The 24,979-nt window shown below is 44.2% G+C and carries 22 protein-coding genes; 6 read left to right on the top strand and 16 right to left on the bottom strand.

What is annotated here, in order from left to right; genetic code table 11:
- Window positions 1-485: 485 nt before the first annotated feature.
- The gene (locus AC6R16_RS16470; RefSeq protein WP_500675353.1) at window positions 486-2,192 is read left to right on the top strand and encodes a phospho-sugar mutase; all 1,707 of its coding nucleotides are present in this window, start codon (window positions 486-488) and stop codon (window positions 2,190-2,192) included.
- Between the two features lie 59 nt (window positions 2,193-2,251).
- Here AC6R16_RS16470 and AC6R16_RS16465 read toward each other — a convergent pair whose 3' ends face one another.
- The 7 genes from AC6R16_RS16465 to AC6R16_RS16435 form a co-directional block, all read right to left on the bottom strand.
- The gene (locus AC6R16_RS16465; RefSeq protein ID WP_500675091.1) at window positions 2,252-3,811 is read right to left on the bottom strand and encodes a methionine--tRNA ligase; all 1,560 of its coding nucleotides are present in this window, start codon (window positions 3,809-3,811) and stop codon (window positions 2,252-2,254) included.
- A gap of 491 nt (window positions 3,812-4,302) precedes the next feature.
- Window positions 4,303-5,001, bottom strand: coding sequence for a DsbA family protein (locus AC6R16_RS16460; RefSeq protein WP_500640091.1), 699 nt, complete (start codon window positions 4,999-5,001; stop codon window positions 4,303-4,305).
- 9 nt (window positions 5,002-5,010) lie between these two features.
- Entirely contained in the window at window positions 5,011-5,511 is a 501-nt protein-coding gene (locus AC6R16_RS16455) for a protein disulfide oxidoreductase (RefSeq protein ID WP_367938810.1), read from the bottom strand.
- Window positions 5,511-7,619, bottom strand: coding sequence for a protein-disulfide reductase DsbD family protein (locus tag AC6R16_RS16450; RefSeq protein WP_500675090.1), 2,109 nt, complete (start codon window positions 7,617-7,619; stop codon window positions 5,511-5,513). Before AC6R16_RS16450 ends, AC6R16_RS16455 begins: the two co-directional genes overlap by 1 nt.
- 132 nt (window positions 7,620-7,751) lie before the next feature.
- Complete coding sequence (locus tag AC6R16_RS16445) at window positions 7,752-8,117, bottom strand: hypothetical protein (RefSeq protein ID WP_500675089.1); 366 nt, start codon at window positions 8,115-8,117, stop codon at window positions 7,752-7,754.
- A gap of 83 nt (window positions 8,118-8,200) precedes the next feature.
- Window positions 8,201-8,620 (bottom strand): GNAT family N-acetyltransferase, encoded by a 420-nt coding sequence (locus AC6R16_RS16440; RefSeq protein WP_004745732.1) that lies wholly within the window; start codon window positions 8,618-8,620, stop codon window positions 8,201-8,203.
- 230 nt (window positions 8,621-8,850) lie between these two features.
- Window positions 8,851-9,483 carry a LysE family translocator gene (locus AC6R16_RS16435; RefSeq protein WP_004749145.1) on the bottom strand — a complete coding sequence of 211 codons (633 nt, stop codon included), beginning with the start codon at window positions 9,481-9,483 and terminating at the stop codon, window positions 8,851-8,853.
- 220 nt (window positions 9,484-9,703) lie between these two features.
- Between AC6R16_RS16435 and AC6R16_RS16430 the strand changes: the two genes are divergently transcribed.
- The 3 genes from AC6R16_RS16430 (at window position 9,704) to AC6R16_RS16420 (ending at window position 11,640) form a co-directional block, all read left to right on the top strand.
- Window positions 9,704-10,528, top strand: coding sequence for an AraC family transcriptional regulator (locus AC6R16_RS16430; protein ID WP_500675088.1), 825 nt, complete (start codon window positions 9,704-9,706; stop codon window positions 10,526-10,528).
- Between the two features lie 87 nt (window positions 10,529-10,615).
- Window positions 10,616-11,335 carry an AzlC family ABC transporter permease gene (locus AC6R16_RS16425; protein ID WP_500675087.1) on the top strand — a complete coding sequence of 240 codons (720 nt, stop codon included), beginning with the start codon at window positions 10,616-10,618 and terminating at the stop codon, window positions 11,333-11,335.
- Entirely contained in the window at window positions 11,332-11,640 is a 309-nt protein-coding gene (locus AC6R16_RS16420; RefSeq protein WP_038204144.1) for an AzlD domain-containing protein, read from the top strand. The genes AC6R16_RS16425 and AC6R16_RS16420 overlap by 4 nt, the downstream gene beginning before the upstream one ends.
- Window positions 11,641-11,819: 179 nt before the next feature.
- On the opposite strand, the gene AC6R16_RS16415 is transcribed toward AC6R16_RS16420, so the two are convergent.
- The 5 genes from AC6R16_RS16415 to AC6R16_RS16395 form a co-directional block, all read right to left on the bottom strand.
- Window positions 11,820-12,434, bottom strand: a complete 615-nt coding sequence (locus tag AC6R16_RS16415; RefSeq protein ID WP_500675086.1) for a fumarylacetoacetate hydrolase family protein — start codon at window positions 12,432-12,434, stop codon at window positions 11,820-11,822.
- Between the two features lie 190 nt (window positions 12,435-12,624).
- Window positions 12,625-13,671 carry a porin gene (locus tag AC6R16_RS16410; RefSeq protein ID WP_500675085.1) on the bottom strand — a complete coding sequence of 349 codons (1,047 nt, stop codon included), beginning with the start codon at window positions 13,669-13,671 and terminating at the stop codon, window positions 12,625-12,627.
- A gap of 356 nt (window positions 13,672-14,027) precedes the next feature.
- Window positions 14,028-16,181 (bottom strand): TonB-dependent siderophore receptor, encoded by a 2,154-nt coding sequence (locus AC6R16_RS16405; protein WP_500675084.1) that lies wholly within the window; start codon window positions 16,179-16,181, stop codon window positions 14,028-14,030.
- A 140-nt stretch (window positions 16,182-16,321) separates the two neighbouring features.
- Window positions 16,322-17,245, bottom strand: coding sequence for an AraC family transcriptional regulator (locus tag AC6R16_RS16400; protein WP_500675083.1), 924 nt, complete (start codon window positions 17,243-17,245; stop codon window positions 16,322-16,324).
- A 140-nt stretch (window positions 17,246-17,385) separates the two neighbouring features.
- Entirely contained in the window at window positions 17,386-19,404 is a 2,019-nt protein-coding gene (locus tag AC6R16_RS16395; RefSeq protein ID WP_500675082.1) for an alkyl/aryl-sulfatase, read from the bottom strand.
- A gap of 120 nt (window positions 19,405-19,524) precedes the next feature.
- Between AC6R16_RS16395 and AC6R16_RS16390 the strand changes: the two genes are divergently transcribed.
- Window positions 19,525-20,424 carry a LysR family transcriptional regulator gene (locus tag AC6R16_RS16390; protein ID WP_500675081.1) on the top strand — a complete coding sequence of 300 codons (900 nt, stop codon included), beginning with the start codon at window positions 19,525-19,527 and terminating at the stop codon, window positions 20,422-20,424.
- Between the two features lie 60 nt (window positions 20,425-20,484).
- Here the strand turns inward: AC6R16_RS16390 and AC6R16_RS16385 are convergent, their stop codons facing one another.
- Genes AC6R16_RS16385 through AC6R16_RS16375 form a run of 3 tightly spaced genes read right to left on the bottom strand, consistent with a single transcriptional unit; the run spans window position 20,485 to window position 22,823 of the window.
- Complete coding sequence (locus AC6R16_RS16385) at window positions 20,485-21,609, bottom strand: M20 family metallopeptidase (RefSeq protein WP_500675080.1); 1,125 nt, start codon at window positions 21,607-21,609, stop codon at window positions 20,485-20,487.
- Between the two features lie 9 nt (window positions 21,610-21,618).
- Window positions 21,619-22,086, bottom strand: coding sequence for a YjiG family protein (locus tag AC6R16_RS16380; protein WP_069668508.1), 468 nt, complete (start codon window positions 22,084-22,086; stop codon window positions 21,619-21,621).
- On the bottom strand, window positions 22,083-22,823 hold the full coding sequence (locus AC6R16_RS16375; protein ID WP_500640078.1) for a nucleoside recognition domain-containing protein: 741 nt from the start codon (window positions 22,821-22,823) through the stop codon (window positions 22,083-22,085). The genes AC6R16_RS16380 and AC6R16_RS16375 overlap by 4 nt, the downstream gene beginning before the upstream one ends.
- A 322-nt stretch (window positions 22,824-23,145) precedes the next feature.
- Between AC6R16_RS16375 and nhaD the strand changes: the two genes are divergently transcribed.
- A complete protein-coding gene (gene nhaD, locus AC6R16_RS16370; RefSeq protein WP_500675079.1) occupies window positions 23,146-24,582 on the top strand; it encodes a sodium:proton antiporter NhaD in 1,437 nt (478 codons plus the stop codon).
- On the opposite strand, the gene AC6R16_RS16365 is transcribed toward nhaD, so the two are convergent.
- Window positions 24,571-24,975, bottom strand: a complete 405-nt coding sequence (locus tag AC6R16_RS16365; RefSeq protein WP_500675078.1) for a hypothetical protein — start codon at window positions 24,973-24,975, stop codon at window positions 24,571-24,573. The two genes, nhaD and AC6R16_RS16365, sit on opposite strands and share 12 nt — an antisense overlap.
- Window positions 24,976-24,979 lie beyond the last annotated feature (4 nt).

Here is a 24,979-nt window from a genome sequence, read left to right as displayed (position 1 = left end):
ATGTAATTTGTTATATTTATGTTAATAAACGTTAGTTGGCGTTTCTAAATTGTGCAAGAAAGTCCTATTAGAAATGGTGACTAGGCAGAGCATAGAAAGGTTTAGCGATTGCGCTCTCGCAAATGATAATCAATATCAATTAAAATCAAGCTAAATTCAGGAAATAACATAGACTTAAAGTAGGGTCTGTTAACTTTTTGAGATTATTCCTGCAGTGGTTTGTGGGTTCTTTATACAAGGCAGAGGCTTTGAAGTGTAGTTCCCCTACATGATAAGCCGATAACGCAGTAGAAAGGAGCCACAAACACTGCCCAAAGGGTTCGGCTAAAAGCGTTTTACTCTTTGTTGAGAGGTGTTTTGCTTAGAATGACTAGGCGTCAAACCTCTCGCCGCGATTAAAACGCTTTTATCTCGAACAGGATTTATTCTCAAAAGGTCAATAGACCCTGGATATCAACTTGAGACATGAAGAAGGTAAAAACATCATGATGGAACAAGTGACGCGTTGGTTAGAGAAAGATCCTGACCCACATACAAGAGAAGAGCTTCAACACCTAATCGATGAACAAGCATTTGATGAGTTAGACGATCGCTTTAGCCAACGTTTGGAATTTGGTACTGCTGGCCTACGAGGCAAAGTCGGTTGTGGTCCAAACCGAATGAACCGTTTAGTGATTCAAGAAACTGCAACAGGGCTTGGTCATTATCTTGTTGAACAAGTCACAGATGCAAAAACGCGCGGTGTTGTCATCGGCTATGATGGCCGTACAGACTCCAAACAGTTTGCTCACGATACGGCTTCTGTTCTTACTTCTCTTGGGATTAAGGTTTTCCTAACACATGCAGTAGCGGCAACACCAATTGTTGCATTTGGGGTAAAACACTTTGATGCAGCAGCGGCTGTTGTGGTTACAGCCAGCCACAATCCACCAGAATACAATGGCTTTAAAGTGTACTGGGAAAATGGCGCGCAAATCATCCCACCACATGATTCAGGCATTGCAGGTGAGATTGACATTGCGGCGACCAAGCCAATACCACTTATGGCACTAGATGATGCCGAGAAGCATGGTTTACTCGTTTGGTTGAAAGAGGATTACTACGAAACTTACCGCCAAACGATGAATAACAATCCACTCTTGGCTAACCATACTGCGCCTAACGATATCGCTATCGCATATACCGCTATGCATGGTGTAGGGGCAAACATGGCGCAAACCCTACTCAACGACGCGGGATTTAACCACTTTTACAGTGTTGCAGAGCAAAGTGAACCAGACGGCTCTTTCCCTACCGTCAACTTCCCGAACCCAGAAGAAGCTGGGGCGATGGATATGGTCATGGCATTAGCTAAACAACACAACGCCGACATTGCATGTGCCAATGACCCAGACGCAGACCGATTTGCTGTCGCTGTGCGCAAGCCAGATGGTGACTATCAGATGCTGACTGGCGACCAAGTGGGAACTTTATTTGGTCATTACCTCTTGTCACAAACGGAGGCGAGTAAGCAACTTGTCGGCAATACGATTGTTTCATCCACTTTGTTAAACAAGATAGCCGATGCGCACGGTGCCACTTACTTCCAAACACTGACTGGCTTTAAATGGCTAACCAATGTAGCGATGCAAAAGCAAAGCGACGATCAGCAGTTCCTATTTGCCTATGAAGAAGCACTAGGCTACACGGTTGGGAACAAAGTCTGGGATAAGGATGGTCTATCCGCTCTGGTTGCCTTTGCGCAATTGACCGCCGAGCTAAAAAGCCATGGAAAAACCATTTGGGATCAATTAGAAACCATCTATCGTCAGCACGGTATGTATCTGAATTCGCAACGCAGTATTGCGCTTGATCCTAAAGCACCACCTGTAGGTGATAAGCTCAGAGCTAACCCACCGACTATGATAGCGGGTAGTAAAGTGGAAGTGACAGAAGATCTTAAGTCACTTACCAAGCACTTTGCTGATGGTTCAACTCAAACCATCGACCTACCAGCAAGTGACGTGCTTATCTATCACCTATCGTGTGGTGCACGAGTGATCGTTCGTCCTTCAGGAACAGAACCGAAATTGAAGTGTTACTACGAAGTTATCGAGAAGTTTGAAGATTCTGATAGCTTTGAACACGTACTTGATAAGGCGTCAGAGTCTATGGGAATGCTGATTTCAGAACATCAGCACAGCTTACTTTAAGCTCAGAAACAATCTCCCCCTTAAGTTACTTCACAGCAGCTTAAGGGGTGCCCATCATACTAACAACTCAATCGCCTTAAGTGGCTTTTTGCAGAAACAACCTCTACCGATTTTAGAACTTCTCTACTGGCATTTAAGTGAGAGCTAGGTTGTTCAGAAAGCTCAGTAATAATATTCTGGCATAGCTCAGGAACAATTGGCGATAGCAACCACGCCAACTCTCGAACGAAATTGCAGACGATCAAGCAAGTTTGTTGTGACTCTTGGACTGGCTGCCCTTTTCGAATCAACCACGGTGCTCGGTGATGGAAAAAAGCATTTAGCTTTGATAAAAGCGCATTGCACTCTTTAGTCACTCGATAAAGATCTCTGTCATGATACGCACTAACGATTCGCTCAAGGTCGCAGGAAAACTCGCTAACATAAGTTCGACAGTCAGAATCTAACCTCCCAGCTGACTCAAGCGTTAATGAGCCAGAAAACTCCTTCACAACTATGGTGTGGTTACGTTTTACAAGGTTGGCAAAATTATTAAGTAAATCTCCATTTATTAGCCCAGTAAACTCCTCTAGCTCAACGTTACCATCTCTATATAGCGGCTTTTGACGAATTAAAGCATAGCGAATTCCATCAGTTGATAAACGCTGAGCAAATGACGAAGGATTCACAGTCGTCAGAGGATTCGATTTAGAGATCTTTTCACCACCGATGGTCCACCAGCCATGAACAATCAACTTTTTAGGAAGCGGCAGTTCCAATGCTAATAAAAATGCTGGCCAATACACTGCGTGGAACAGCAAAATATCCTTGCCTATGACGTGTTCTGTTCGCTCAATTGCTGATACATCGGCGTCTTTTTCTGCAATCGCGGTGATGTAACTAAACAGAGCATCAATCCATACGTATACCGTATGCTCCTGATTACTCGGTACCTTTATACCCCATTGGTTGTTAATTCTTGAAATTGATAAGTCTTCCAATGGCTCTGAAGCAAGTTGCTCGATTAAAGTGTTTTGATAATGCTGAGGGACGACTACATCGGGAATATTCTGATAATACTCTAGCAGGGCCAATCGATATTTCTCAAGCTGAAACAAATATGTTTTCTCTTCTACACGAGTGATTGGTTGTTTGTGAATCGGACACAATAAGCCATCGAGCAGATCTCTCTCTGGATAGAACTGTTCGCATGCTACACAGTAGTCACCGGAATAGTGCCCTAAGTAGATATCACCTTTCTGCTCCAACGTCCGCCACACTCTCTCAATATTGGCCTTATGCTGATCCGCCGTGGTACGGATAAAAACGTCTGGATTAATGTCGAGCTGTGGCCAAAGATTGCGAAAGCTTCGAGACGTTTTCTCAACAAATTGCTCAGGGGATTGTTGATTCGCTTGCGCAGTGTTGGCAATTTTCTGACCGTGCTCATCAGTCCCGGTAATTAAGTGACTCTTCACTCCGGAGAGAGAATTAAAGCGATGGAGAATATCTGCGACTACTCCTGTATAAGCATGGCCTAAATGGGGCTCACCATTGGCATAAAATATAGGCGTAGTGACAAAGCATTGCTCAGAGTGACGCGAATCGGAAGAACTGTGGAATAGCGATTTGAAGCTCATAGATAAATCTCCTCTAATTCCCAAACAAAGGTCGAAAAGAGATCTCTCTAAATGCTTATTCGCATCACCTTTCCAACACTTTGTTAAGGAATGGTGGTGCGAAAAAAGAAAAAATCAGTACACGCAGCCCATCCCTCCCAGCATTCGCTGAGAAGGCATGTTCATCATCATTTCAGTGACAATTTTAGATGAGCTGTGTGTTAATGATACTAAGTTCATAACTCCACACTAACAGAGTCATTTTTGTTCGACAAGCGTTAATCTTGAAAGCCAACACTGATACAGCAACACCCAAATGCCAGAATGTGCCATCAATGAAAAGGGCGTTTTCGGACTAGACATCCTAACCCTCAAAACAAAGTAACCGCTTTGACAACAGTGTGATTATTAACAAAGATAGAAAAATCTATTGTTTGCTTTAATACATTAAAGAGCTCTACAGATAAAACCCCACACCTATTGGTATGGGGCTTTTTTCTTGGTCCAGAAGCTTACAGTTGCTCTTTAACCACTTCCTCAAGTTGCTGATAAGGCACATAACCTGGGATCACTTGTTCACCCATGATAAGTGCTGGCGTACCCCTTAAACCTAAACCAGTAAACATGGCATAGTTGTTTTCTAACTGCGCCTTCACCTCATCACTGACATTTAGATGCTCCGTCGTTCCGGTTTTTTGCGCAATCTTCATTAAGGATGCGGCATTATGTGTGCCCGGTTTTGAAACCAGTAAATCGTGGACTTGCTGATATTTATCACGATCTTTTTGCCAAACGTTAAGCGCGTAAGCGGCCGAGTTCACCGAAGAGCTGCCTTCTTTAAGCGGCACATAGAGATTCACCACTTTGATTTGCGGGTAATCTTTCACGAGCTTATCTAGCTCCACGTCCAATTTCTTACAGAATGGGCAGCTATAGTCTGTCACGTTGATGATCGTGAACTCGCCGTTTTCTGCACCCATAAATGAGTGGTTAGGATCGTTAAGGTAGTTTTGGCTACTCTCTAGTAGGTGAGTAAACTGCTGTTGCTGCTTGATATACATTCCTAGGCTTTCATGTAATCCATCGACAACCTGCGGGTTTGCCTCAAGCATCTCTACAATCTCAGCAATCTTTTGATCTTGAGGTGCTGCCAATGCTGGAGCAGTAAAAAGAACGCTTGTAGCCAGCGCTAACGTAAGTTTATTGAGCATAGTAAGTTCCTAATTGTTTAACCAAAGACGTGCAAGTAAGCCTGGCGGAGTCGTAATGCCAGTCGTGATTGATTCGATTTTGCCGTCTCTGACAATGAATATGGTTGGTGTCACTGAGATGCCCCACTGCTTAAACAGCTGAGAGTTCTCGTCGTTGACGTTGGTAAATTGATAATCGTGTTTTTGCTTGAATGCCTCAACACGCAAGTCTGTTCCAGAGGCTCCTGAGACCGCGACCACAGGGTAGTATTGACTCACCCAATCAACGGTAGGACTGACAAACTTACATACCGGACACCAAGTTGCCCAAAAATAGATTACGACCGGGGTTTGGTAGCTCATCTCGATCACATCAACTGGGTTTCCCTTTTCATCCACTGTGACTAAGTCCGGCGCCATTTCAGTCGGTACATCTTGGGCACGATAGAGATCAATTGCAGTGGTGATCACAATCGCGAATAGCAAAAACTTTGATATTTCTTTGAGCCAGTGAAGCGGTCTTATCTTCATTAACCCGCCTCCCCACTCGCTTGCTTAAGTGCCTGTGTGACCGCTTCATCGGTTAATATCACAGGCAGTGGAATGCCTCGAGGCGCATTAGGTCCATAGACAATATTAAACGGCACACCAAATCTGCCATTGGCTCGAAGATAATCCGTTACTAGGCCATCAGGGTGAGTCCAATCACCTTGGATAGGTGTGACATTCGGATGCTGAAGTGCTGAGTAAACGGGATCTTGTAAGATCACGCCAATCTTGTTCGCTTTACAGGTCACACACCAGTCAGCGGTCACGTTAACAAACACTGTATTGCCATTAGCAACTGACTCAGTAATCGCTTCATTCGACAGCCTAACCCACGGCAAATCTTCAGGTAAAGGCGTTGACCAATGATCCGCCGTCATACTTCCAATCACTAGCCCGCCAGCGAGCAGCAGTAAAGATGCGCCACCAGAGATGACAAACGCTTTATCGCCATAAACCTTTTTGATGCGCATAAGCACGACGACCAACGCGGTGACTGCTAGAACTATGACCCAGAATACTGGGAGGTGGTTGGCGAGCAAGTAAAGCAGCCAAACGCTGGTGAGAAGCATCATCACACCAAATAGCAGCTTAACCTTATTCATCCAAGCACCCGGCTTAGGCAGGTAAGAGGCAAGTCCAGGGAACAATGCCACCACTATCCAAGGTAAAGCCATGCCTAGCGCAAGAGCAGTAAAGATAACTAGCATATCTATGGTGCTAGCTGCTAATGCAAAGGCTACAGCCGTCCCTAAGAAAGGCGCAGAGCATGGCGTGGCAAGTAGCGTGGCAAACATACCTTGCAGATAGTGCCCTGCATAAGAGTCATCCCCTTTTGAGGCAAGCCATGTATTGGTATTGGACGATAGCCTAATTTCAAACAAACCAAGCATATTGGCACCAAACAGGGCCGTTACTGCCACCATAAAGCCGATAAACCAAGGGCTCTGGAACTGAATACCCCAGCCAATGGCACTACCGGAGAACTTCAAAATCAGTAGAAATGCCGCCAACAACCAGAACGAAGTCAAAATGCCTGCTGAAGAAGCAAGAAACTGCAAGCGCACTTTACGACGCTCAATTCCTTGGGCGCTAATGACACCACTTAACTTCATCCCCAACACCGGGAGTACACATGGCATCACGTTGAGTATCAGTCCGCCCAGTAAAGCAAAACCAATCATCTCAACCAAAGAGAAGCTTGGTATTGGTGCAGACACGAGACCTTTTGTCACTTGCGCGGCTTGTTCAGCGATAAAATCCGTATCCTTAATGGTCACATCGACGGACTGTTCGCTTAGATTGATGTCGCCAAGCCATGTCGATACATCAAACACTGCGACAAGTTTTTCTCCCTCAACTGTAAGATGGTTGAGCGCATAACTGTAATCACTGATCGCTTCTACTCGACTATCTACAATAAGTTCGGGGACATCCCAGCCTAGTGGTTTTATCAAAGTCACTTGAAGCTGATTAGTCGAACTATCCCAAACTGCACTTTGCTCTGAAATCAAAGGGGATGCTTTAGGCACCTGACTGATCGCTTGAGCATGTTGGTACATAGCCTGTTCTGAGACGACCAACTCACTCGGTATAAAATCCAAACTAAATGGATAATCGGTCAGTACACATATGGTGGTACATGAAGATAGAGTCAGCTTAGCATCGAGACTTACTGGCTTGTTAAAGTCTTCGACGTGCAGCGTCATTGGGATCAAGGTATCCCCTTTGTAACCAAGAGTGTTGATACCAAGTAGATTAAACTGCTGTGGGTAAGGCCAATGCCAGTCAACGGATTCAAGATTAGAAGAGCCCTGCCATGAAATACTTGGCGCTATGCCTCCTTCACCTGGCGAGCGCCAATAGGTTTTCCAGTCACCTTCTAGCGCAACTTCGAGAAAGCCTTCGACAGTTTTATCTGTAGGGTTAACTTGCCCTGTCACGACAAAGCGAGTTTTTGCAGGAGGATGATCCGGATTAACCATCCACCCCGTCTCAACCTGTGCAAATGCTAAGGTCGAGAAAAGCACACTGCTCAGCATAATGAAAAAGCTCAGCAGACTAAAAGGTGCAAATCGAGTTTGTTTTATCATTGTTGTGTCCAATTGAAACCAATCTAATAAATAGATACTCAGATATCTATTTTGGTTGGTATATGCCCCTCAATGGGGGAATAACAAATACGAGCTATCTCTGGCTAAAACTCAAGCCAGTAACGAATTTGTTTACTCTCGGAACACACAAAAAGTGAGATGAAGACGGGATTTGGGGACTATAGGTTCAGTAAACTGAGGAGAAGATTGTCTGGTTGAGATAAGCCAAGCGACAATCACCAACAGCGCGACAAAGAAAGAAACCACGACGTGATCAAGATTAACCTTGGCACTGCCTAAAAGCTTCTCTGTTAAATCACACTGCTTGCTAATGTCCGTCGATTGATCGGTTACATGAGTGCTATCTGCAAGAGAAGCATACTTGTACTCACACACCGTTAGCATGCCTGAATTTTGCGTAAGACAAATAGCAAACACCCAGCCAATTAGGGCTAGAGTGATTTTTGCAGATTGTGTCGTAGCAAAGTTTTTAAACATACTGTGCGAGTTACTCAAGATTTTAAGCCAGAGATTATGACAACCCCAAACGCCAACATTGTTAGTTTAATGTGAGAAGTCTCTTAGACAATTTTCTTTTGTAAGAAAATTTTATCAACGCCCGCGGTTGGAAACCCGGTATAACGTCCAACTTCTTTAAATCCTAATTTGGCATAAAAACCCGGAGCTTGGAAACTGTAGGTATCAAGATATAAGTCTGTAACACCTAATGCTCTTGCTTCAGACTCGATGCGTTCCATCAACAATGAACCAATGCCAGACTTTCTTTCACGCTCATCCACCCAAAGAAACTCGACAAACAGCGTATTGGTAAATATTTCGCCCGTTAAACCGCCAGCGAAATTACCCTCATCATCTTCTATGTAGCATGCGAGACTCTGAATCTCCTCATCAGGGAAGTGCTGCATGTTGAATGCTTTCAAACCATTGTAGATAACATCTTTAATGTTCTTCGGCGGGTTAAGTACAAACTGAACATTCATAGGCGGTCCTTCCTTGTTTCCATATAGATCAAAAAAGGCCAGCAAACGCTGACCTTTTATACCAATCTGGATAAGTAGGTGGTCAGATAATTGCGCAGGAAAAATCGCTTAGAGCAAGGCATAGATTGCAGCTAGCTAGTTGACCTACCTACAAAATCTATAACGCAGCTATCAGCGATTTTAACTAGCAAGAATGTCCAGATACTTATTTAGGTTGGTATTAAATGCGGTTAGCTCGCAAATGAGCTTAACATCCAAATCGCTAACACGACAAATATCAACCCCATAAACTTATGCTGATATGTTCTAAATTTTGCGTTTTCGAGTAGCGGCTTACCTAATGTTCCCACTAACGCCACCAGCAGTAGGTTGAACAAGAGACCTAATACATTCAGTAGCAAGCCCAGTGCTAACATTTGTTCGCCAGAACTTGCGGTAATATTACTAGATACAAATTGAGGCAAGAACATCACAAAAAACACGAGGGCTTTAGGGTTGAGTAGGTTGCTTACCAAAGCTCTTTGGTAAAAGGTGGTCGCGACCTTGTTTGAACCATCCATTTGCGGCGCATCAGCGGCACTTGCACGAATACAGTCCCAGCCCATTTTTAGCAAGTAAGCACCACCTAATAAGTGCAACGCTTTTAACGCAATCGGGCTCATGGCAATCAGTGCAGAAACACCGAGTGCAGCAAGCAGAGTTAGGATAATCCCTGAAGTGGCGTTACCTAAGCTAGCAAAGATACCCACTTTACGACCGTAGCTCATACTTGAACTGGCAATAAGCAACATATCCGGACCAGGCAACAATAAAAGTGCAACAACAGCGGTCAAGTAAACCGGCAGCACAGAAATATCAATCATAGTTATAATTTTAGAAAAGCAAAAACGGCGGCATTTTAGTCCAACAAAATCAATTTATCTACCACAAACAATAAATAAACAATCATAAAAATAGATTAAATGACTTTTACATTTGTTAATGAACTGAATATCAATTTGAGCAATTTTGTACAAAAATAACTAAGGCCTATAAGCTAGACTGTGAGATCCGTAAATAGACATTAGAGCGCTAGGAAAGCTTATGGCGAAAGGCAGTAAAGAATCAGCCAGTTTTCATTTAGCCAATGAGCTAGGTGGGCTTGAATTGTTAGATGCGAAATATACGCATCAGAATTTCTCTCGTCATAGCCACGAGGGCTATACCATTGGTGTGATTGAGAAAGGGGCACAACGCTTTTATCGTACTGGAGGTAATCACATTGCCCCGCAAGACAGCATCATTTTAGTCAATGCTGATGAAGTTCATAACGGCCAAACGGCGACTGAAGGGGGCTGGGAGTACAAGGCCATGTATCCATTACCTGAGCAGTTTGCGCAGCTTACAGAAGGACTCTCATCTGGCTCATCCATCCCTTACTTTCCTGAGCCCGTCGTTTATGATCCAGAGCTCGCACAACAATTACGCTTAGTGTTTGACACTTTGGCCCAATCAGACAATAAGCTGCTTAGGGAAACATTGATCTATGGCACCTTAGTCAAACTCGTTTCGCGTCATAGCAAGTCGAAACTCGATTGGGAGCCGAAGACACGCAGCCAGCGCCAATTGTTGTTAGTTAAAGAATTTTTGGACGATTTCCCACAAGCAGATGTCAGCCTTGAGGACTTATCCAAGCTGGCAGGACTTAGCCCTTATTATCTCACGCGTAGTTTTCAAAAAGAGTTCGGCCTACCACCACACGCCTATCAGATTCAGGCGCGGCTCAGGGTTGCAAAACAGCTTCTTCGTCAAGGGCTTAAGATCTCAGACGTTGCTCAGGAAACGGGCTTTCACGACCAAAGCCACTTCCATAGGCATTTCAAGCGTGCTTTAGGTGTCACACCCAAACAGTTTATCGGCAAGCCATAGAGCGACAAACCCGCAATTTTGTACAAGCCGTTAGTACATCCGTGTGAGTTAATACGGCCATTATCCATCACACTAAAAACAATAATTATGAATACCATGACCTTCGAACAAGACAGACAACTCAGCCACTCTCAACTCTTTTGGCAAGGTACCCTTGCAATGGTACCACTCAGCATTGCCGTGATCCCTTGGGGGCTGCTTGCAGGTTCATTTGCCATAGAATCTGGATTGACCGTTGTAGAGAGCCAAGCTTTATCGGCCATCCTCTTTGCTGGTTCCGCTCAGCTCGTTGCCACTGGGATGTTTAAAGCTGGCGCAACACTCGCCACCATGCTGCTCGCGATATTTTTTATCACTTCTAGGCACCTACTCTATAGCGTCTCAATGCGAGATAAAGTAAGCCCACTGCCACTCAGGTGGAGGCTCGGGCTCGGGTTTCTTTTAACAGATGAGCTGTTTGCCATTTGCGGTCAGCAATCTGAAATGCAGTTTAATCGTTGGTATGCATTGGGAGCAGGCCTGAGCTTTTATTTGTGTTGGAATCTCGCCACACTCGCAGGCATTGTTGCAGGGAGCTATATCCCAGCTCTAAATGAATTAGGATTAGAGTTTGCTGTCGCAGCGACGTTTATCGCCATTGTCGTTCCCAACGTGAAATCTTCTCCGGTACTTCTAGCGGTCGTCGTTTCATTAGTCACGTCAGTCATTTGTTATGCCCAAGGAATCGAGTCAGGGCTGATGATCGCCAGCGTTGCAGGTATGCTTGCTGGCTACTTTGCCGAATCGCTAAAAGGAGATAACCGATGATTATGTTGTCTATTCTAGCGATGACTGTGTTGGTTTTTGCGAGTCGATATCTTTTCTTAGAACCGCGCTTACCTTTAAGGCTCAACCCTCAGGCTCAGCGACTACTGAAATACTCTAGCCCTGCCGTGTTGACCGCAATTTGGGCACCAATTGTCTTTATGCCAGAAAAACAGCTTTGGCTCTCGGCAGGTAACCCTTATTTGATTGGCGCACTCATTGCGGCGTTTTTAGCTTGGAAAACCAAGAATGTTCTCTTAACAACCTTGGTCAGCATGGTGGTGTTTCTGTGCCTAAAACTGCTCTAGCCAAACAAGGCTGCGAGTAGGAGCAAAACAACCGCCATTATCGCCACGCACTTGAGAAGTAGACCGACATTGTTGCTTCCACCTTTAGGCGCTTGATTACAACAACCCATAATAAAAACCTCCAATTGAACTCTCAATTGGAGGTTAATCCTTGACCTAGGGGTAGAGTAAAGCGTTAATTATTGAGCAACCCACTCAATCTCTATCAGCGTTTTGTCACCGGACTTTAATCGAGCGAGAAACACATCGTCGGCATGCACTTCACCTACACCTTGTGGGGTACCCGTCATAATGATGTCACCATCGCACAAGGTGGTGTAACTCTTGAGCTCTTCAACAATCACTGCTGGCGAATAGATCATTTGTTTCACCGAGCCTTTTTGAACACGGACACAATTAATAAAAAGCTCAATTTCTAACGACTCTATCTCTAACCCAGCTAAAGGGACAAAACGACTAAACACCGCAGAGCCATCAAAGGCTTTTGCGCGCTCCCAAGGTAAACCTTTTTCTTTTAGTTGAGACTGTAGGTCACGCTTGGTCAGATCGAGCCCGACCCCCACCGCAGACAATTTGCCTTGCTTAACGATAAAACAGATTTCACCTTCATAGTGGAGTCTTTCTTGATGAAAGGAACTTAGATTAGAGGCAATCGAGGATGGCGGTTTGGAAAACACCACCATTTGCTCAGGAACAGAATTATTCAGCTCTTGGATATGTTCTAAATAGTTACGACCAACACATAGAATCTTGCTTGGCTCAACCAAAGCCTCTCCAAGTTTTACTGAACTCATGCCACCATCCCTGACCTAATTTAAGAAGCTAATATTCTAAGCTAATTGGCTAATAAAAAAACGATTTGGTTTCAAAATTAAGAGCTCATACCCAATATTACTGAGGTATCACTTATCAAAATAGAAAAACGCCTATCCAATCCCGAATAGGCGTCAACACCATAGATGTGTTAAGGCAGTAGATTCTTAATTATAGGAAGTAACGTGCACCGATAGTCCATTTATCATCTTTTGCAGCATTGATATCGTTACTGCCCTCAAACTGATAGCCAACAAAACCAATGAGTTTAGATGTGAAGTTATACTCTGCTTGAATCGCACTCTGGCTAAACTCTGTACCTTTAGCCGCAGTCGAGGAAGTTTTACCTTCCACTTGTTCATAGTTAACACTTAAGTTCAGTCCATTACCTAACCCATAGGCGAGCAAAGCTTCATACTGGTTAGACTCATAGTAACTTTTGTAGAAGTTTTTATTGTCGGCGTAAACAAGTGCGCCATAGATACCATCTCCATAGCTACCATATTTAAGTGACACTGCATGAGACTTGGCTTTGGTATTATCTACATCACCGCTGTTATACACGTACCCTAATGAAGCGCCCATAGCAGAGAAAGAAACCGCCACTTGACCTCGGGCATCATACTCAGCAGTTGAACGTGTCACCGTCACTGCCCCATCACCAGTCGAAGCTGTTTCGGTTGAATCGGAATGTTTACCTTGCCAACCTAAGCCAAGACTCAAAGACATATCTTCTGCAAATGATAGGCTATTACGGTACGTGACCATCTTGTCGCCACGCGCCGTAGCCAGATTGCCATGGTTTGCATACAAAAAGTCATTAGCAAACGCAATTGGCATGTCCGCTACACCAGCGATATCATAGTATGGCGCCCACTGAGTACCAAACGCGATTCGTCCTGCTTGTTCATGGGTAGCACCGATGTAACCTAGACGTGTAGTGAATGAAGTATCACCGCCCCCTAGGTAATTTAGTGCCCATTCACCTTTAGCATCGACTGTAATTCCGTTACCTAAATCTTGAGTTCCTCCGACGTTTAAACGAGGCGATACCTGGTGAACTTCGACTTCTTTACTAGAGCCATATTCACCGATGCCTACATCAACATAACCACCGAGAGAAAGAGTTGAACCTTCGCTGTTGTAAATTTCTGCTGCGAAAGCGTTAGTACCACATGCTGCTGCCGCGATAGAGACGGCTAATAATTTAATGTTCATAACGTATGTCCGTATTGGGTTTAACCTTGTCCGAATTAGTGCTCAAAGACTAAAAACTGCGCGAACACCTAAAACGTAGTAGGTAAAACTCAAAAATGAAGTGCAACTAAGCACTTATGAACAAATAAAAATTGTCACAACGTAACACTGAAAATTATCAATTAGATGTAAGTATTTGTAATACCTATTAATTAAATGAATATATAAGGCGAGAATCATTTGCCTGATCAAGTTCACACTTTTATAAATTCATACGGAACTTTTCCCAAAAAATCAAAATCCCTCAATAATTGGTTATCCAACTATTGAGGGAAATTCAATGTTTGCTAGGCAATACAGCTAAGTTTTGCGTGCAATTAGAAGTCGTATTTAACGTTCAACTCTACACTTTGCTCGGCACCAAACCAACAATTCACTTTGTCATAGCAGGTATAATATTCCTCATCGAAGAGGTTGTTTACAATTAGATTAGCTGTAGCTCCACTTAACGACTCGCTTGCATTACCTAATTCATAACCAACAGACAAATCGTAAACCGTGTAAGACGGCACTTTACCTTGCTTGTTCGTAGTATCCATCTGCATTTCACCTACATAACGACCACCTGCACTCAATCTAGTACCAGCTAGTGATCCAGCGTATACAAAGTAATTAGCCCATAAATTTGCGGTATGGTCAGGAACATATATTGGAGTAGTACCTTCCAAATCGTATGCACTGTCCTTCGTTACTTCCATATCCGTGTAAGTATAGCTTGCTGAAATATCAAGGCTTTCATTAACAAACCACTGCCCTTGCAATTCGATACCTTGCGAAGTTACTTCACCTATTTGCATTTTCGGATCAGCATAGTCTTCTAGGTTTGCAATGATCGCGTCAGACTTAACTATTTTATACAAAGAGACTGAAGCAGTTTTAGACATATCTTGCGATTGGTATTTAGCTCCTACCTCAATTTGCTCACTGGTCTCCGGTTTAAATGGATTTTTATTTACATCCAGACCTGCGGTAGGTTCAAAGCTAGTTGCATAACTTATAAATGGGGAAACACCATTCTCCAGTTCATACAATGCACCTACGCGGTATGAGAACTCGCTATGTTTAGTAGCTTCTTTACTTCCGGCATTAGCTCGAGTACTTCCTTCAAAATTATCAAAGCGCCCACCAGCTAACAAGATCAACCTGTCATAGCGAATTTGATCTTGGAAGTAGAAACCCAGTTGATCTGCTTCAACATCGGTCTGTGTTCTACTCGTTTCAGATAACGTTGAGCGATCCAGTAAATTGTTATTTGGGTTGTAAGCATTAAATCCATAGAAAGCGCTATTGCTTGTCTTGAACTCTTTGTACAACGAATCACCTTCAAGATGTTGGTAGTCAATACCCAATAGTAGGCTATGCTGCCACTTACCAAATTTGAAATCGCCAGAAAGCTGATTATCTATCGCAAAAGCTTGAGAACTCTCATCAGTGCTGTAAAGGTTTCTCACTAGAGTACCAGTCTGTTCATTAAAACCACAAAGAGTTTGACCTCCGTAGTTGATACATCTGTGGTACGTATTTTCTTGATACAGTGAAGCATCGGTATAACGAGCGTTCTGTAGAAAAGACCATGTATCATTGAACTCATGATTCACTTTATACCCTAGCATAAGAACTTCACGTTCGAACTCGCTCCAGTTAGCATCTCCCATAGAAGCAGAGGGTGTAACTTTTCCTAAAGCTACATGTGGTGTGGCAGAGTTAATCCCCATTGAAGGATCATTCTGATAATATAGATTGAAGTTAATAAGAGTACGGTCTGTTACCTGCCAATCTACTGAAGGTGCAATAAGGTAACGCTCTTCTTTAGCATTATCGACTTGACTGTCTTGAGTTCGAGCCAACGCAATGAATCGATACGCGACATTTTCACTTAGCGAGCCAGTAGTATCAATCGAAGCTTCTATTAAGTTTCGTGATCCGGTAGCTAAGCCAACTGAAGTGCTATCCTCTTTTTGCGGCGCTTTAGCGATCATATTGATCATACCACCGGGAGGCATTGCACCATACAAAACAGAAGTAGGACCTTTGAACACCTCTATCTGCTGAATCATTATCGGGTCAATTTGCGGCTGCAAGTTCCACCCAGTCAAGAAAGGAAGAACCAACCCATCATAATAGCTTTGGTTATTAGAAAAACCTCGAATAGAAAACGTATCATACATGGTTACAGATGAGCCTTTCTGCTCAGTCACAACTCCGGGTGTGTAACGAAGAGCTTGATTCAAGGATTTAACACCTCTTTGTTCTAGCTGTTCACCCTCAATAACCGTGATACCCTGCGGGGTTTCCTCTGGCTCTAAAGCTGTTTTGGTTGCGGTATTACGATAGGCTTTGCCCATTACCGTAATGGTTTCGAGTTGGGTCGTGTCTTGATTTGTCTCGTCCGCTGCTAAAACTGGATGTGAAAAGGTGGTCAGCAGCGCCAATGAAAGGGTTGAGCGCTTAAAATAGGTTGGAGTTGTCATGATTCCCTCAAATACCAATGCTTTTTCTAATTAAGAATAAATATCATTTGCATTGTACGAATCTAACAATAAGAAAGTTAACAATTTGGTGCATCTTTGCCAGATTAACTAATTTAACTATCAACAATGAGCAGGCTAGTCTAGATGGAAACAGTAATAGGTACCCAATACTCCATTTCTGCCTCGTCAGATAAATGGTCATATTCTGCTGGGTAACATTCCAGCTCAAAGCCATCGACGCCTCTATAGCCTGAGTTAGGCAGCCAATGAAGAACAAACCACTCCAAGGTTTTAGGTAAGTTAGCCACTGGCCCCTTATGTTTGATAACGGCATAGGTTTGGCTAGGGACAGAGAGGGTATCAAGTTGGTCTGATATCAATGAAGGTAACTGAGGATAAAGTGGCATTTCACCCAGTTCAACGCCAGCCCAATAGTGGATATTACTGCCATCAAAGTGGCTGTGGGTAACATCAATCACACCCATAGCGGGTAAACGTTCTGAGGTACTGCTAGCTACAGCCTCTTCCAGCTTGCGCCATAACTGAGGGACTTTTTGTTGAAAGTCAGGGGTAATCGAAAACAAGCCATGAATCTCATCATGAATACCTTTGAGCAAAAAGCCACTCTTCGACTCAACTCTTACTTCAACAAAGCTCGCGACTAGCGCGCAGTTTCTCTCTGCTGGGTTTTCTATCGGCTTACGCAGCCCTGTTCTTAGTCCTAACTTTCGATAGGCTCTCGGGCTCATGCCGAATTTCTGTTTAAACGAGCGGCTAAAACTGATCTCTGAACTAAAACCAAGCGATAAACCAATATCGATCACACGCTCTGAGGTATCCAATAGAAGTTCAGCAGCACTGCTCAGCTTTAACTCTCGCACATAGCTAGCAACGGAGAGCCCTGTTTCAGCTTGAAAAACGCGTTGCAGTTGCCAGCGAGACCAGCAGCTTTGTTGGGCGAGCTCATCCAAACCTAGTGGCAAGTGTAAGTGAGAATGGATGTAAGACAGCAGTTTGCTGACTCGATTAAACCCATTTGAAAATCGCTCGATACTGTTGTCCATTGGATTCCCACTCTTTGCCTCTTGATGAATCAGGGATAGTATCAGAAATGTAAATGAGAATTAATATCTGTAGAGTATCATAACCCTATACAACAGCGCCTCGGCTGTAATGACCGAGGCGCTTTTGTTGACGTTAATCGTTACTTATTAGGCATTGGCAAAATTTCAAACATACCGTCAAAGTCGTCCAAGCTGCTGGTTAGCTTTTCAACTAAGGAAGAATCCCCTGTGAGTTTCGCTTTTCCAGATTGAGTAAGCTCTTTTAGAGTTACCTTTCCAAGCACCATATCCGTCATATCTGTTTTGCTGATGTCTAGCATTACGTCAGTTTCTGGTAACGTTTCGACTTGAATATTGGCCATGTTCGAGTTTGATACTTCACCAAAATAGTATTCATTCAAATCAGGGTGATGAATACCAAAGCTAAAGTCCAACTCTGCCTGTTCAGCTTTCTCTGCATTGAGCCTTACCGCTAGGAAATCTAGGAACATACCTGTTGGTGTATTGGCAATCACGTCCGGAGAAGCCAGTTTGATAGAAGGCTTGATTTCTCCTGTTCTCAGCTCTACCGCACCTTGCAAGTACGAGTTGCGCCACGCCATGGTTTCAGACTGGTAACCTTGCTGTTCAAAACTGTCTGCTAAAGCAAAACGATACTCGATATTGCTTGGGTCACATTGGACTAAATCATTAAATAGCTGAGATGCTTGCTGATATTGCCCCTGCTCGAAATGTTTCTGCCCTGCACTAAACAGTACATCCGCTCCCGCTGCTTCAACATAAACACAAGATTTTTCTGTCGTTTGGAGTGGGTTGGTATTTACTGGGTTCATATCATGATAGCCAAGGTAAAGGTTGACCACGGCACGAGCATTGTGACTGTATGAACCGTGATAGCCGTTGGTATGCCAAGTATCAATTTGCGACTGCGGAACAATCTTTTCGATTTCACGACCTACATCGTTAATCGTCACACCATGGTTCGCTAAGCGCATGGCTTGGTTGTGGATGAAACCGTAGTTGTCACGCTGTAGCGTCATGTAGTCTGAGATTTCGTTGTTCTCAGTCTCTGGATCATTCCACACAGGCGCAGAGTGAGCGGCGTGAATATTATCGACCAAGCCACTATCGACATAACGCAGTTTGAGTTCTGTTAGGTATTTTGTCCAAACTAGCGCATCACGCACTTTAGCTCCGCGGAAGGTATAGATATTGTGCATCCCATCGTAAGTAAGCTCTGCAGTATTCAGTGAGCGATACTTCGGAACGTAGAGTACGATTTCGGCTGGCGCTTCCGCGCCCGGCATGTTTATCGCGTGGAAATCCAGACCGTCAATAGTGACGACCTTTTCTCGCTCTTCTATTTCTACTGTCGGAGCAACCAGAGTGACTTCGCCACGTGAAGTGCCTAGGCCCAACGCGTTATCAACAATGCCTTGGGTATTGTTATCTAAAGTTGTGCCATATTGGTAGTTGGCACGACGGCTCATAGCTGTACCTGCTATTACATTTTCATCAGCGAGCTCTTTGATAAAATCATTAGGCGCATAAATTGGTGCGCCTTTAACAAAATCGCCTGACTCTATAATGCCTCGTGAACCGCCAAAATGGTCCGCATGCATGTGTGAGTAAATCATACCGGTAATCTTATGCTCTCCATTTATTTTTGGCAGATGCATTTTGGCAAACTCCCAAGAGGCCGCAGCAGCTTGCTTGGATAACAACGGGTCATGAATCACATAGCCATTGTCAGTACGATAAATTGTCATATTCGAAAGATCGGCTCCTCGAATTTGGTACACGCCATCAGTCACTTGATACAAGCCTCCCGCGGCGTAATTGAGCATACCTTGACGCCAAATCGAAGGGTTCACCGAAGCAGGTAACTGATCCACACTCATATCAGACATATACTCAAAACGATTCTTTAATTCACCCGCTTCATGAGTGCCAAATTCTGCAATCAGGCCCTTTTGTGTACGTTCAAATGCGGTCACGTCTTGCCAAGGTAACTGCTTTGCTAATGCTTCATTGGCTTGCTTTGTGTGCTCTGTAGCAGGCTTTCCTTGATAGGTATCTAAGCTGGCATAATCCGCGGCCGCTGAAAATGAAACGATAAGCGCTAGTGAAATAGCAGATGGTGCAAAACGGATAGTCATAGTGAGCCTCGTTAGGTCTTATTGTGGTTACATGGCTACTTTATTCGGTTGACACATCACAATATATACATCAATGTTTATTTAAAACATCACAAATTACGATGTATTGGAGCTCCTTAAATGCAAGAAAGCAGTATCGATCTGAATTTGTTGAAAGTGTTTATCTCTGTCTACGAGCATCGCTCAATTACCATCGCTGCAGAGGTGATGGGCTTGACTCAACCCGGTGTGAGCGGTGTGCTTAAGCGTTTGCAGCAGCAACTAGGCGTTCAGCTTTTTATACGTTCAGGTCGAGGTATCGCACCAACCCATCAAGCCCACGAGCTCGCTCGTCAAATTGAGCCTGCACTGAATCAGATTACTAACGCAATAGAAGGAATGGAGTCATTCAGCACTGCTAGTTCACGTCGCTTTGTCGTTTACACATCCGAGCCCATGATGTTAATGCTGCTGCCAAAAATCGAAGCAGACCCAACACTGGGTAAGGTGCAAATTGAACTTCACCCAACGCAATCGAACGAAGAGAAACTACTCCACAACCTAAGCCAGCAAAAAGCAGATTTGGCCATTGATTTTGCCAACTATTCCGCGCCCTCTTTTTTTTCCGAATATTTTTATACCGATGAACTGTGTGTGATTGCCCGCAAAGAGCATCCTCGAATAAAGGGGGGACTGAGTTTAGAGCAGTTTTATAGCGAAAAGCATGTGACGCTAAAGCTGAGGCGGGAAGATGCCTATCTCGCCGATTATTTTACTGAAGAAGTAATTGCAGAGCGAAATGTCGCCGCAGAGTGTGACTCACTCGTGTCACAGATGACCATGATTTCCAACAGCAACTGCCTAGCAGCCATGGTAAGAAGCATTGCTGATCAATTTGCCGACAAATTAGATTTACAAGTACTGGATGCTCCATTTACTAACCTTCCGGTCAAATACCGAATGATGACGCATAACCGCATGAAGCATAGCCCCGCCAATCAATGGTTAAGAGAGAAGCTTAAGTCTTACTTTGAAAGCTGAAAATAGAAAGCCCCGATATCAATATCGGGGCTTGTTTTTATTAACTATGTAGGCAACAGATTAATGCGCTAACTTTTCAATCACTCGCATCAAAAGCTTAATTCGTGGCTCGATGGACTCTAGTAACAAGTACTCTTGGTCACTGTGGAAGCCCGCACCAATTGGGCCAAGACCATCTAGTGTTGGCACACCTAAAATCGCCGTGTTGTTCGCATCGGAACCACCACCGACTTCCTTCCAGTTGATATCAATCGATAGCTCTTGCGCGGATTGTTCAACCAATGCCATCAAAGATTCAGTTTCAGCGCTCGGCACCATAGAGGGCTTGTAGGCTTCACGCTCAAGCTCAATCTTCACACCTTCAACAAATGGCGTTTTCGCCATTCCGTTGAGCTTTGTATCGACCTCATCGTATTCCGCATTGTTCCAGAAACGGATGTCAACAATCGCCTCTGCTTGCTCAGGTACAATATTTGCGCCAGCGCCGCCTGAAACAATCCCAACATTGAGTGTCGTGCCAGATGCAAAGTTAGTCATACCATTAATGGCTAAGATCCAGTTTGCCATTTCAGTAATAGCGCTGCGACCCTTCTCAGGTTCATTTCCAGCGTGCGCGGCAACGCCATTAAAGCTCAGCTTGTAACGTGCCATACCCTTGCGAGCTTTAACCAAACCACCGTCAGCTCGAGCCGCTTCAGCAACCAATACGTTTTTTGCTTTCATGGCGATTGATTGAATCCACTCGACAGAATCTAATGATCCAGTTTCTTCATCTGGGTTCATACAAACACAGATAGAAAGCTTATCTAGTACTGCTTGGTCAAGGTTACGCATTGCATAAACGATATTGAGTAAGCCAGACTTCATATCTGACACACCCGGACCATAGGCCTTATCTTGGTCAAGGGACATGGGTCTGATTTCCGCTGTCCCTACCGGAAACACAGTATCCATATGCCCTACTAGCATTACATCAATCTGCTCAGCTTGAGGCTTATTGCGAATTTCTAAACCAACACCTGCTTTACCGCAATCTACACGTTGAACACTCCAGCCCGATAGCGCTTGGAACTTAGCTTCAAACTGAGAAGCGATAAATTCGATGCCATCAAGTGTGTAAGTACCGCAGTCCACGTCGATTAAAGGACGCAGTTCTTCTAAATACTCATTTAAAGAGAAATTCATCGTTAACCTCTACACAAACAAGTTCATGACAAGCATTGCACCGAATGCGTTAAGTACTGAGATAGCGATCATCACAGGAATGTAACGACCTTCAGTGCCGATAGGGCCCATGATGCGTCCCATGTATTGAACCTGAGAGCCCATCAGATAAATGGCAGGGGCAAGAATCGCGATATGTGCACCATTAAGAATGCCTTGGTCAAACAGCGTGATAACCACACCTACCGCGCCACCCATCGACATCCAAGCACCAATCAGTACTGCGGCTGCCTCTCCCGGCAGGCCAAATACCGCCATAATTGGAGAGAAGATTGTACCCATTAAATCCAGTGCACCAGTAATTTGCAGCGCTTTGATGATCACAAACGCCATCAATACGTTAGGAACAGTCGAGGTTGTCGCAATCACCCAGCCTTTCTTAGCACCCTCAACGAAGATGTCGGTTACCATTGGCTTTTTCGCTTGTACTTCACTCATTGTGCTGTCTCCTCTTTTAGATTTTGCGCATTATCTTTGTCTTGCTTTCCTTCTTTACCTTCTGTGATGTTGAGATAAATGCGGAATAGATTCGCGCCGATAAACTTGAAGATGAACATAATCGCTACGGCAAGACCAATAGACGAAGTCACCGCTAGAGAACCATCAACCATGGTTAAAGTGAAGAGCACTGCGCCTGATGAGAAGAAGTTAACAATGGTCGCACCCGCAGTGAACTGGAACATGGTGAAGACATCCGTTTCACGCTTGGTGAGTCGCCCTTCGTCCTTAAGTTGACGAGTCATGGCTGCGCCAGCATCGGTACTTTGCAGGGATGCAATCAAGGCAAGACCAGAGCTGCCCGGAATACCCATCAAAGGACGTAATAGAGGAGATAGAAGCTTGCGCGCCGCGTCAAGCGCACCGTAGTGCTCAAGTACGTTGATCACACCAAGTGCGAACATAACCGTTGGGATTAGGGTTAGAGCAAAGATAAATCCATCGCGCGCACCACTGCCCCCTTTACCACGTAAAGAAGTAGTCGCGGCTTCAACGCCTTCGGCAGTCTCTTTTACATCATAAGCGACAGAACCAAACGAGCCATTCAAGGTCGTAAAGTCAAGAACCCCATACCATTCGTTCGACTTCATCAAGCCAGAGAAAAACACCACTGCGAAGGCCAAGGCAGCGTAGCAGCCCCATGTTACCTTTCGCTCTTTTTGAGTTGGATTAGACATAATTCACCTATGTATTCATATGTGGAACAGAACACATAGAATCATGAAGTAAAGCACCGGGCAGTATGATGATCCGTATCAAGTAGTACCACGACTTATGTTTTCGCTTTCAATCACGATCATATTTTGTGATTACTCGCATAATTAGCACATCAAACCACACCAATAAATCAACATTGCACATCATAATGATTCATAATTTGTTAATTAATCGCTGACAATTCAAGCAGATCAAACCTACTTCACATACGTAAAACGCATTCATCTTTAAAATGGTGTCACAAAACATAAAACAACAATCCGCTTTCAAAGGAGTGAAAGTATGAAATTGCAGTGGTCCATTTTTGTCACCCTTTTTTTTCTGCCCTTTTCAACATTCGCCGCATCATCTTCTGATCAAATATTACCTCTTACCCAATCAACCATAGGCTACGCTGCGCTGATCATTTTCGGCATCGCCTATACACTTGTCATGCTGGAAGAATACCTGCAACTTAGAAAATCAAAACCTGTTCTACTTGCAGCCGGTATTATTTGGGCGATGATCGGTTATGTGTATTCTCAACACGATCAAATCGAAGTTGCTAAAGCAGCGCTTGAACACAACTTGCTCGAGTATGCCGAACTGCTACTGTTCTTGCTCGTCGCCATGACCTACATCAGTGCGATGGAAGAACGCAGGCTGTTTGATGCCTTACAAGCTTGGATGGTGGGTAAAGGATTTAACTTTAAAACCCTATTCTGGCTAACCGGTATATTGGCATTTTTCATTTCACCGATTGCCGATAACCTAACCACCGCGCTACTCATGTGCGCTGTGGTGATGAAAGTGGCAGGAGATAACACTAAGTTCATTAACCTTGCGTGTATCAACATTGTCATTGCAGCAAATGCCGGCGGCGCGTTTAGTCCGTTCGGTGATATTACGACCTTGATGGTATGGCAAGCAGGCCACGTCTCGTTTGCTGAGTTTATGCCACTGTTTGTTCCCTCTGTAGTTAACTATGTTTTGCCCGCGATTATCATGTCGATGTTTGTGCCGGACGCGAGCCCAAATGTTGTCCACCAGCATGTCGAACTCAAACGTGGTGCAAGACGAATCGTTGCCCTGTTTATACTGACTATCGCAACCGCGGTGGCCTTCCATGCGGTGCTACACTTCCCACCTGTAATTGGCATGATGATGGGGTTAGCCTATCTTCAGTTCTTTGGTTTCTTCCTACGCAGAACGCTCAAAGCGTCTTTGCACAAGAAATCTTTGATTGCGATAGAAAACCGGGATGATATTGCGTTAAAGCGCTTAGGATCTGTGGTGCCGTTCGATGTATTTAGACGTGTCTCCCACGCCGAGTGGGATACGCTGCTGTTCTTCTACGGCGTCGTTATGTGTGTCGGCGGCTTAAGTTTACTCGGTTACCTTGGAATGATCTCAGAAGTGATGTACACCCAATGGGACCCTATTTGGGCTAACGTCATGGTTGGTATTCTGTCTGCAATTGTCGACAACATTCCGGTTATGTTTGCTGTACTCACCATGGAACCTGCGATGGATATGGGCAACTGGCTACTGGTAACTTTAACCGCTGGCGTGGGTGGTAGTTTACTTTCTATTGGTTCTGCGGCAGGTGTGGCTTTGATGGGAGCGGCACACGGTAAGTACACCTTCTTTGGTCACCTAAAATGGATGCCCGTGATTGCAATTGGTTACGCTGCAAGTATTGCTGTTCATATGATGCTCAATGGAAGCTTATTCACTTAACGGCGCCGTAGAGGGCACAAAATCTTTCTTTAACCAGATACTTGCAATGTCATACTTCGCACAGACATTGCAAGTCAGAAGCTCACTCTGACCATGGATACGCATCACAATATCTTCACGTTTTTCCTTCGAACTGTTGCGCATTTGAATCGTTAAATGGTCATCATCAACCTCAAAGGGCTTAGTAAAATCAAGCCCTTTAGAGTTAATATATGTCACTTTCGCATCTTTAAATTCAAGCAAATCACCATTAAATTGATTCTCAAACACCCCTGTAAAAGAGTAGGTTTCTTTATTAAGCATGCGCTCTGCTTTTTCTTCCGAGCAACCAAACAGAGTTAATGACACTACGCTAGAAAGTAATATCGCTATAACTGATTGCTGCTTAACCATGGCG

This window comes from Vibrio sp. R10-SG3-ISO10, from assembly GCF_059834185.1.
The sequence above is the reverse complement of the archived record's forward strand: the minus strand, read 5'-3'. Positions and strand labels throughout refer to the sequence as shown.

Coding starts and splice junctions, on each gene's coding strand:
- AC6R16_RS16395 (WP_500675082.1), bottom strand. CDS start 19,404: ATGACTATCCGTTTTGCACCATCTGCTATTTCACTAGCGCTTATCGTT.
- AC6R16_RS16385 (WP_500675080.1), bottom strand. CDS start 21,609: ATGAATTTCTCTTTAAATGAGTATTTAGAAGAACTGCGTCCTTTAATC.
- AC6R16_RS16470 (WP_500675353.1), top strand. CDS start 486: ATGATGGAACAAGTGACGCGTTGGTTAGAGAAAGATCCTGACCCACAT.
- AC6R16_RS16365 (WP_500675078.1), bottom strand. CDS start 24,975: ATGGTTAAGCAGCAATCAGTTATAGCGATATTACTTTCTAGCGTAGTG.
- AC6R16_RS16425 (WP_500675087.1), top strand. CDS start 10,616: ATGAATACCATGACCTTCGAACAAGACAGACAACTCAGCCACTCTCAA.
- AC6R16_RS16450 (WP_500675090.1), bottom strand. CDS start 7,619: ATGATAAAACAAACTCGATTTGCACCTTTTAGTCTGCTGAGCTTTTTC.
- AC6R16_RS16465 (WP_500675091.1), bottom strand. CDS start 3,811: ATGAGCTTCAAATCGCTATTCCACAGTTCTTCCGATTCGCGTCACTCT.
- AC6R16_RS16405 (WP_500675084.1), bottom strand. CDS start 16,181: ATGACAACTCCAACCTATTTTAAGCGCTCAACCCTTTCATTGGCGCTG.
- nhaD (WP_500675079.1), top strand. CDS start 23,146: ATGAAATTGCAGTGGTCCATTTTTGTCACCCTTTTTTTTCTGCCCTTT.
- AC6R16_RS16400 (WP_500675083.1), bottom strand. CDS start 17,245: ATGGACAACAGTATCGAGCGATTTTCAAATGGGTTTAATCGAGTCAGC.
- AC6R16_RS16440 (WP_004745732.1), bottom strand. CDS start 8,620: ATGAATGTTCAGTTTGTACTTAACCCGCCGAAGAACATTAAAGATGTT.
- AC6R16_RS16410 (WP_500675085.1), bottom strand. CDS start 13,671: ATGAACATTAAATTATTAGCCGTCTCTATCGCGGCAGCAGCATGTGGT.
- AC6R16_RS16435 (WP_004749145.1), bottom strand. CDS start 9,483: ATGATTGATATTTCTGTGCTGCCGGTTTACTTGACCGCTGTTGTTGCA.
- AC6R16_RS16415 (WP_500675086.1), bottom strand. CDS start 12,434: ATGAGTTCAGTAAAACTTGGAGAGGCTTTGGTTGAGCCAAGCAAGATT.
- AC6R16_RS16455 (WP_367938810.1), bottom strand. CDS start 5,511: ATGAAGATAAGACCGCTTCACTGGCTCAAAGAAATATCAAAGTTTTTG.
- AC6R16_RS16375 (WP_500640078.1), bottom strand. CDS start 22,823: ATGTCTAATCCAACTCAAAAAGAGCGAAAGGTAACATGGGGCTGCTAC.
- AC6R16_RS16390 (WP_500675081.1), top strand. CDS start 19,525: ATGCAAGAAAGCAGTATCGATCTGAATTTGTTGAAAGTGTTTATCTCT.
- AC6R16_RS16460 (WP_500640091.1), bottom strand. CDS start 5,001: ATGCTCAATAAACTTACGTTAGCGCTGGCTACAAGCGTTCTTTTTACT.
- AC6R16_RS16445 (WP_500675089.1), bottom strand. CDS start 8,117: ATGTTTAAAAACTTTGCTACGACACAATCTGCAAAAATCACTCTAGCC.
- AC6R16_RS16430 (WP_500675088.1), top strand. CDS start 9,704: ATGGCGAAAGGCAGTAAAGAATCAGCCAGTTTTCATTTAGCCAATGAG.
- AC6R16_RS16380 (WP_069668508.1), bottom strand. CDS start 22,086: ATGAGTGAAGTACAAGCGAAAAAGCCAATGGTAACCGACATCTTCGTT.
- AC6R16_RS16420 (WP_038204144.1), top strand. CDS start 11,332: ATGATTATGTTGTCTATTCTAGCGATGACTGTGTTGGTTTTTGCGAGT.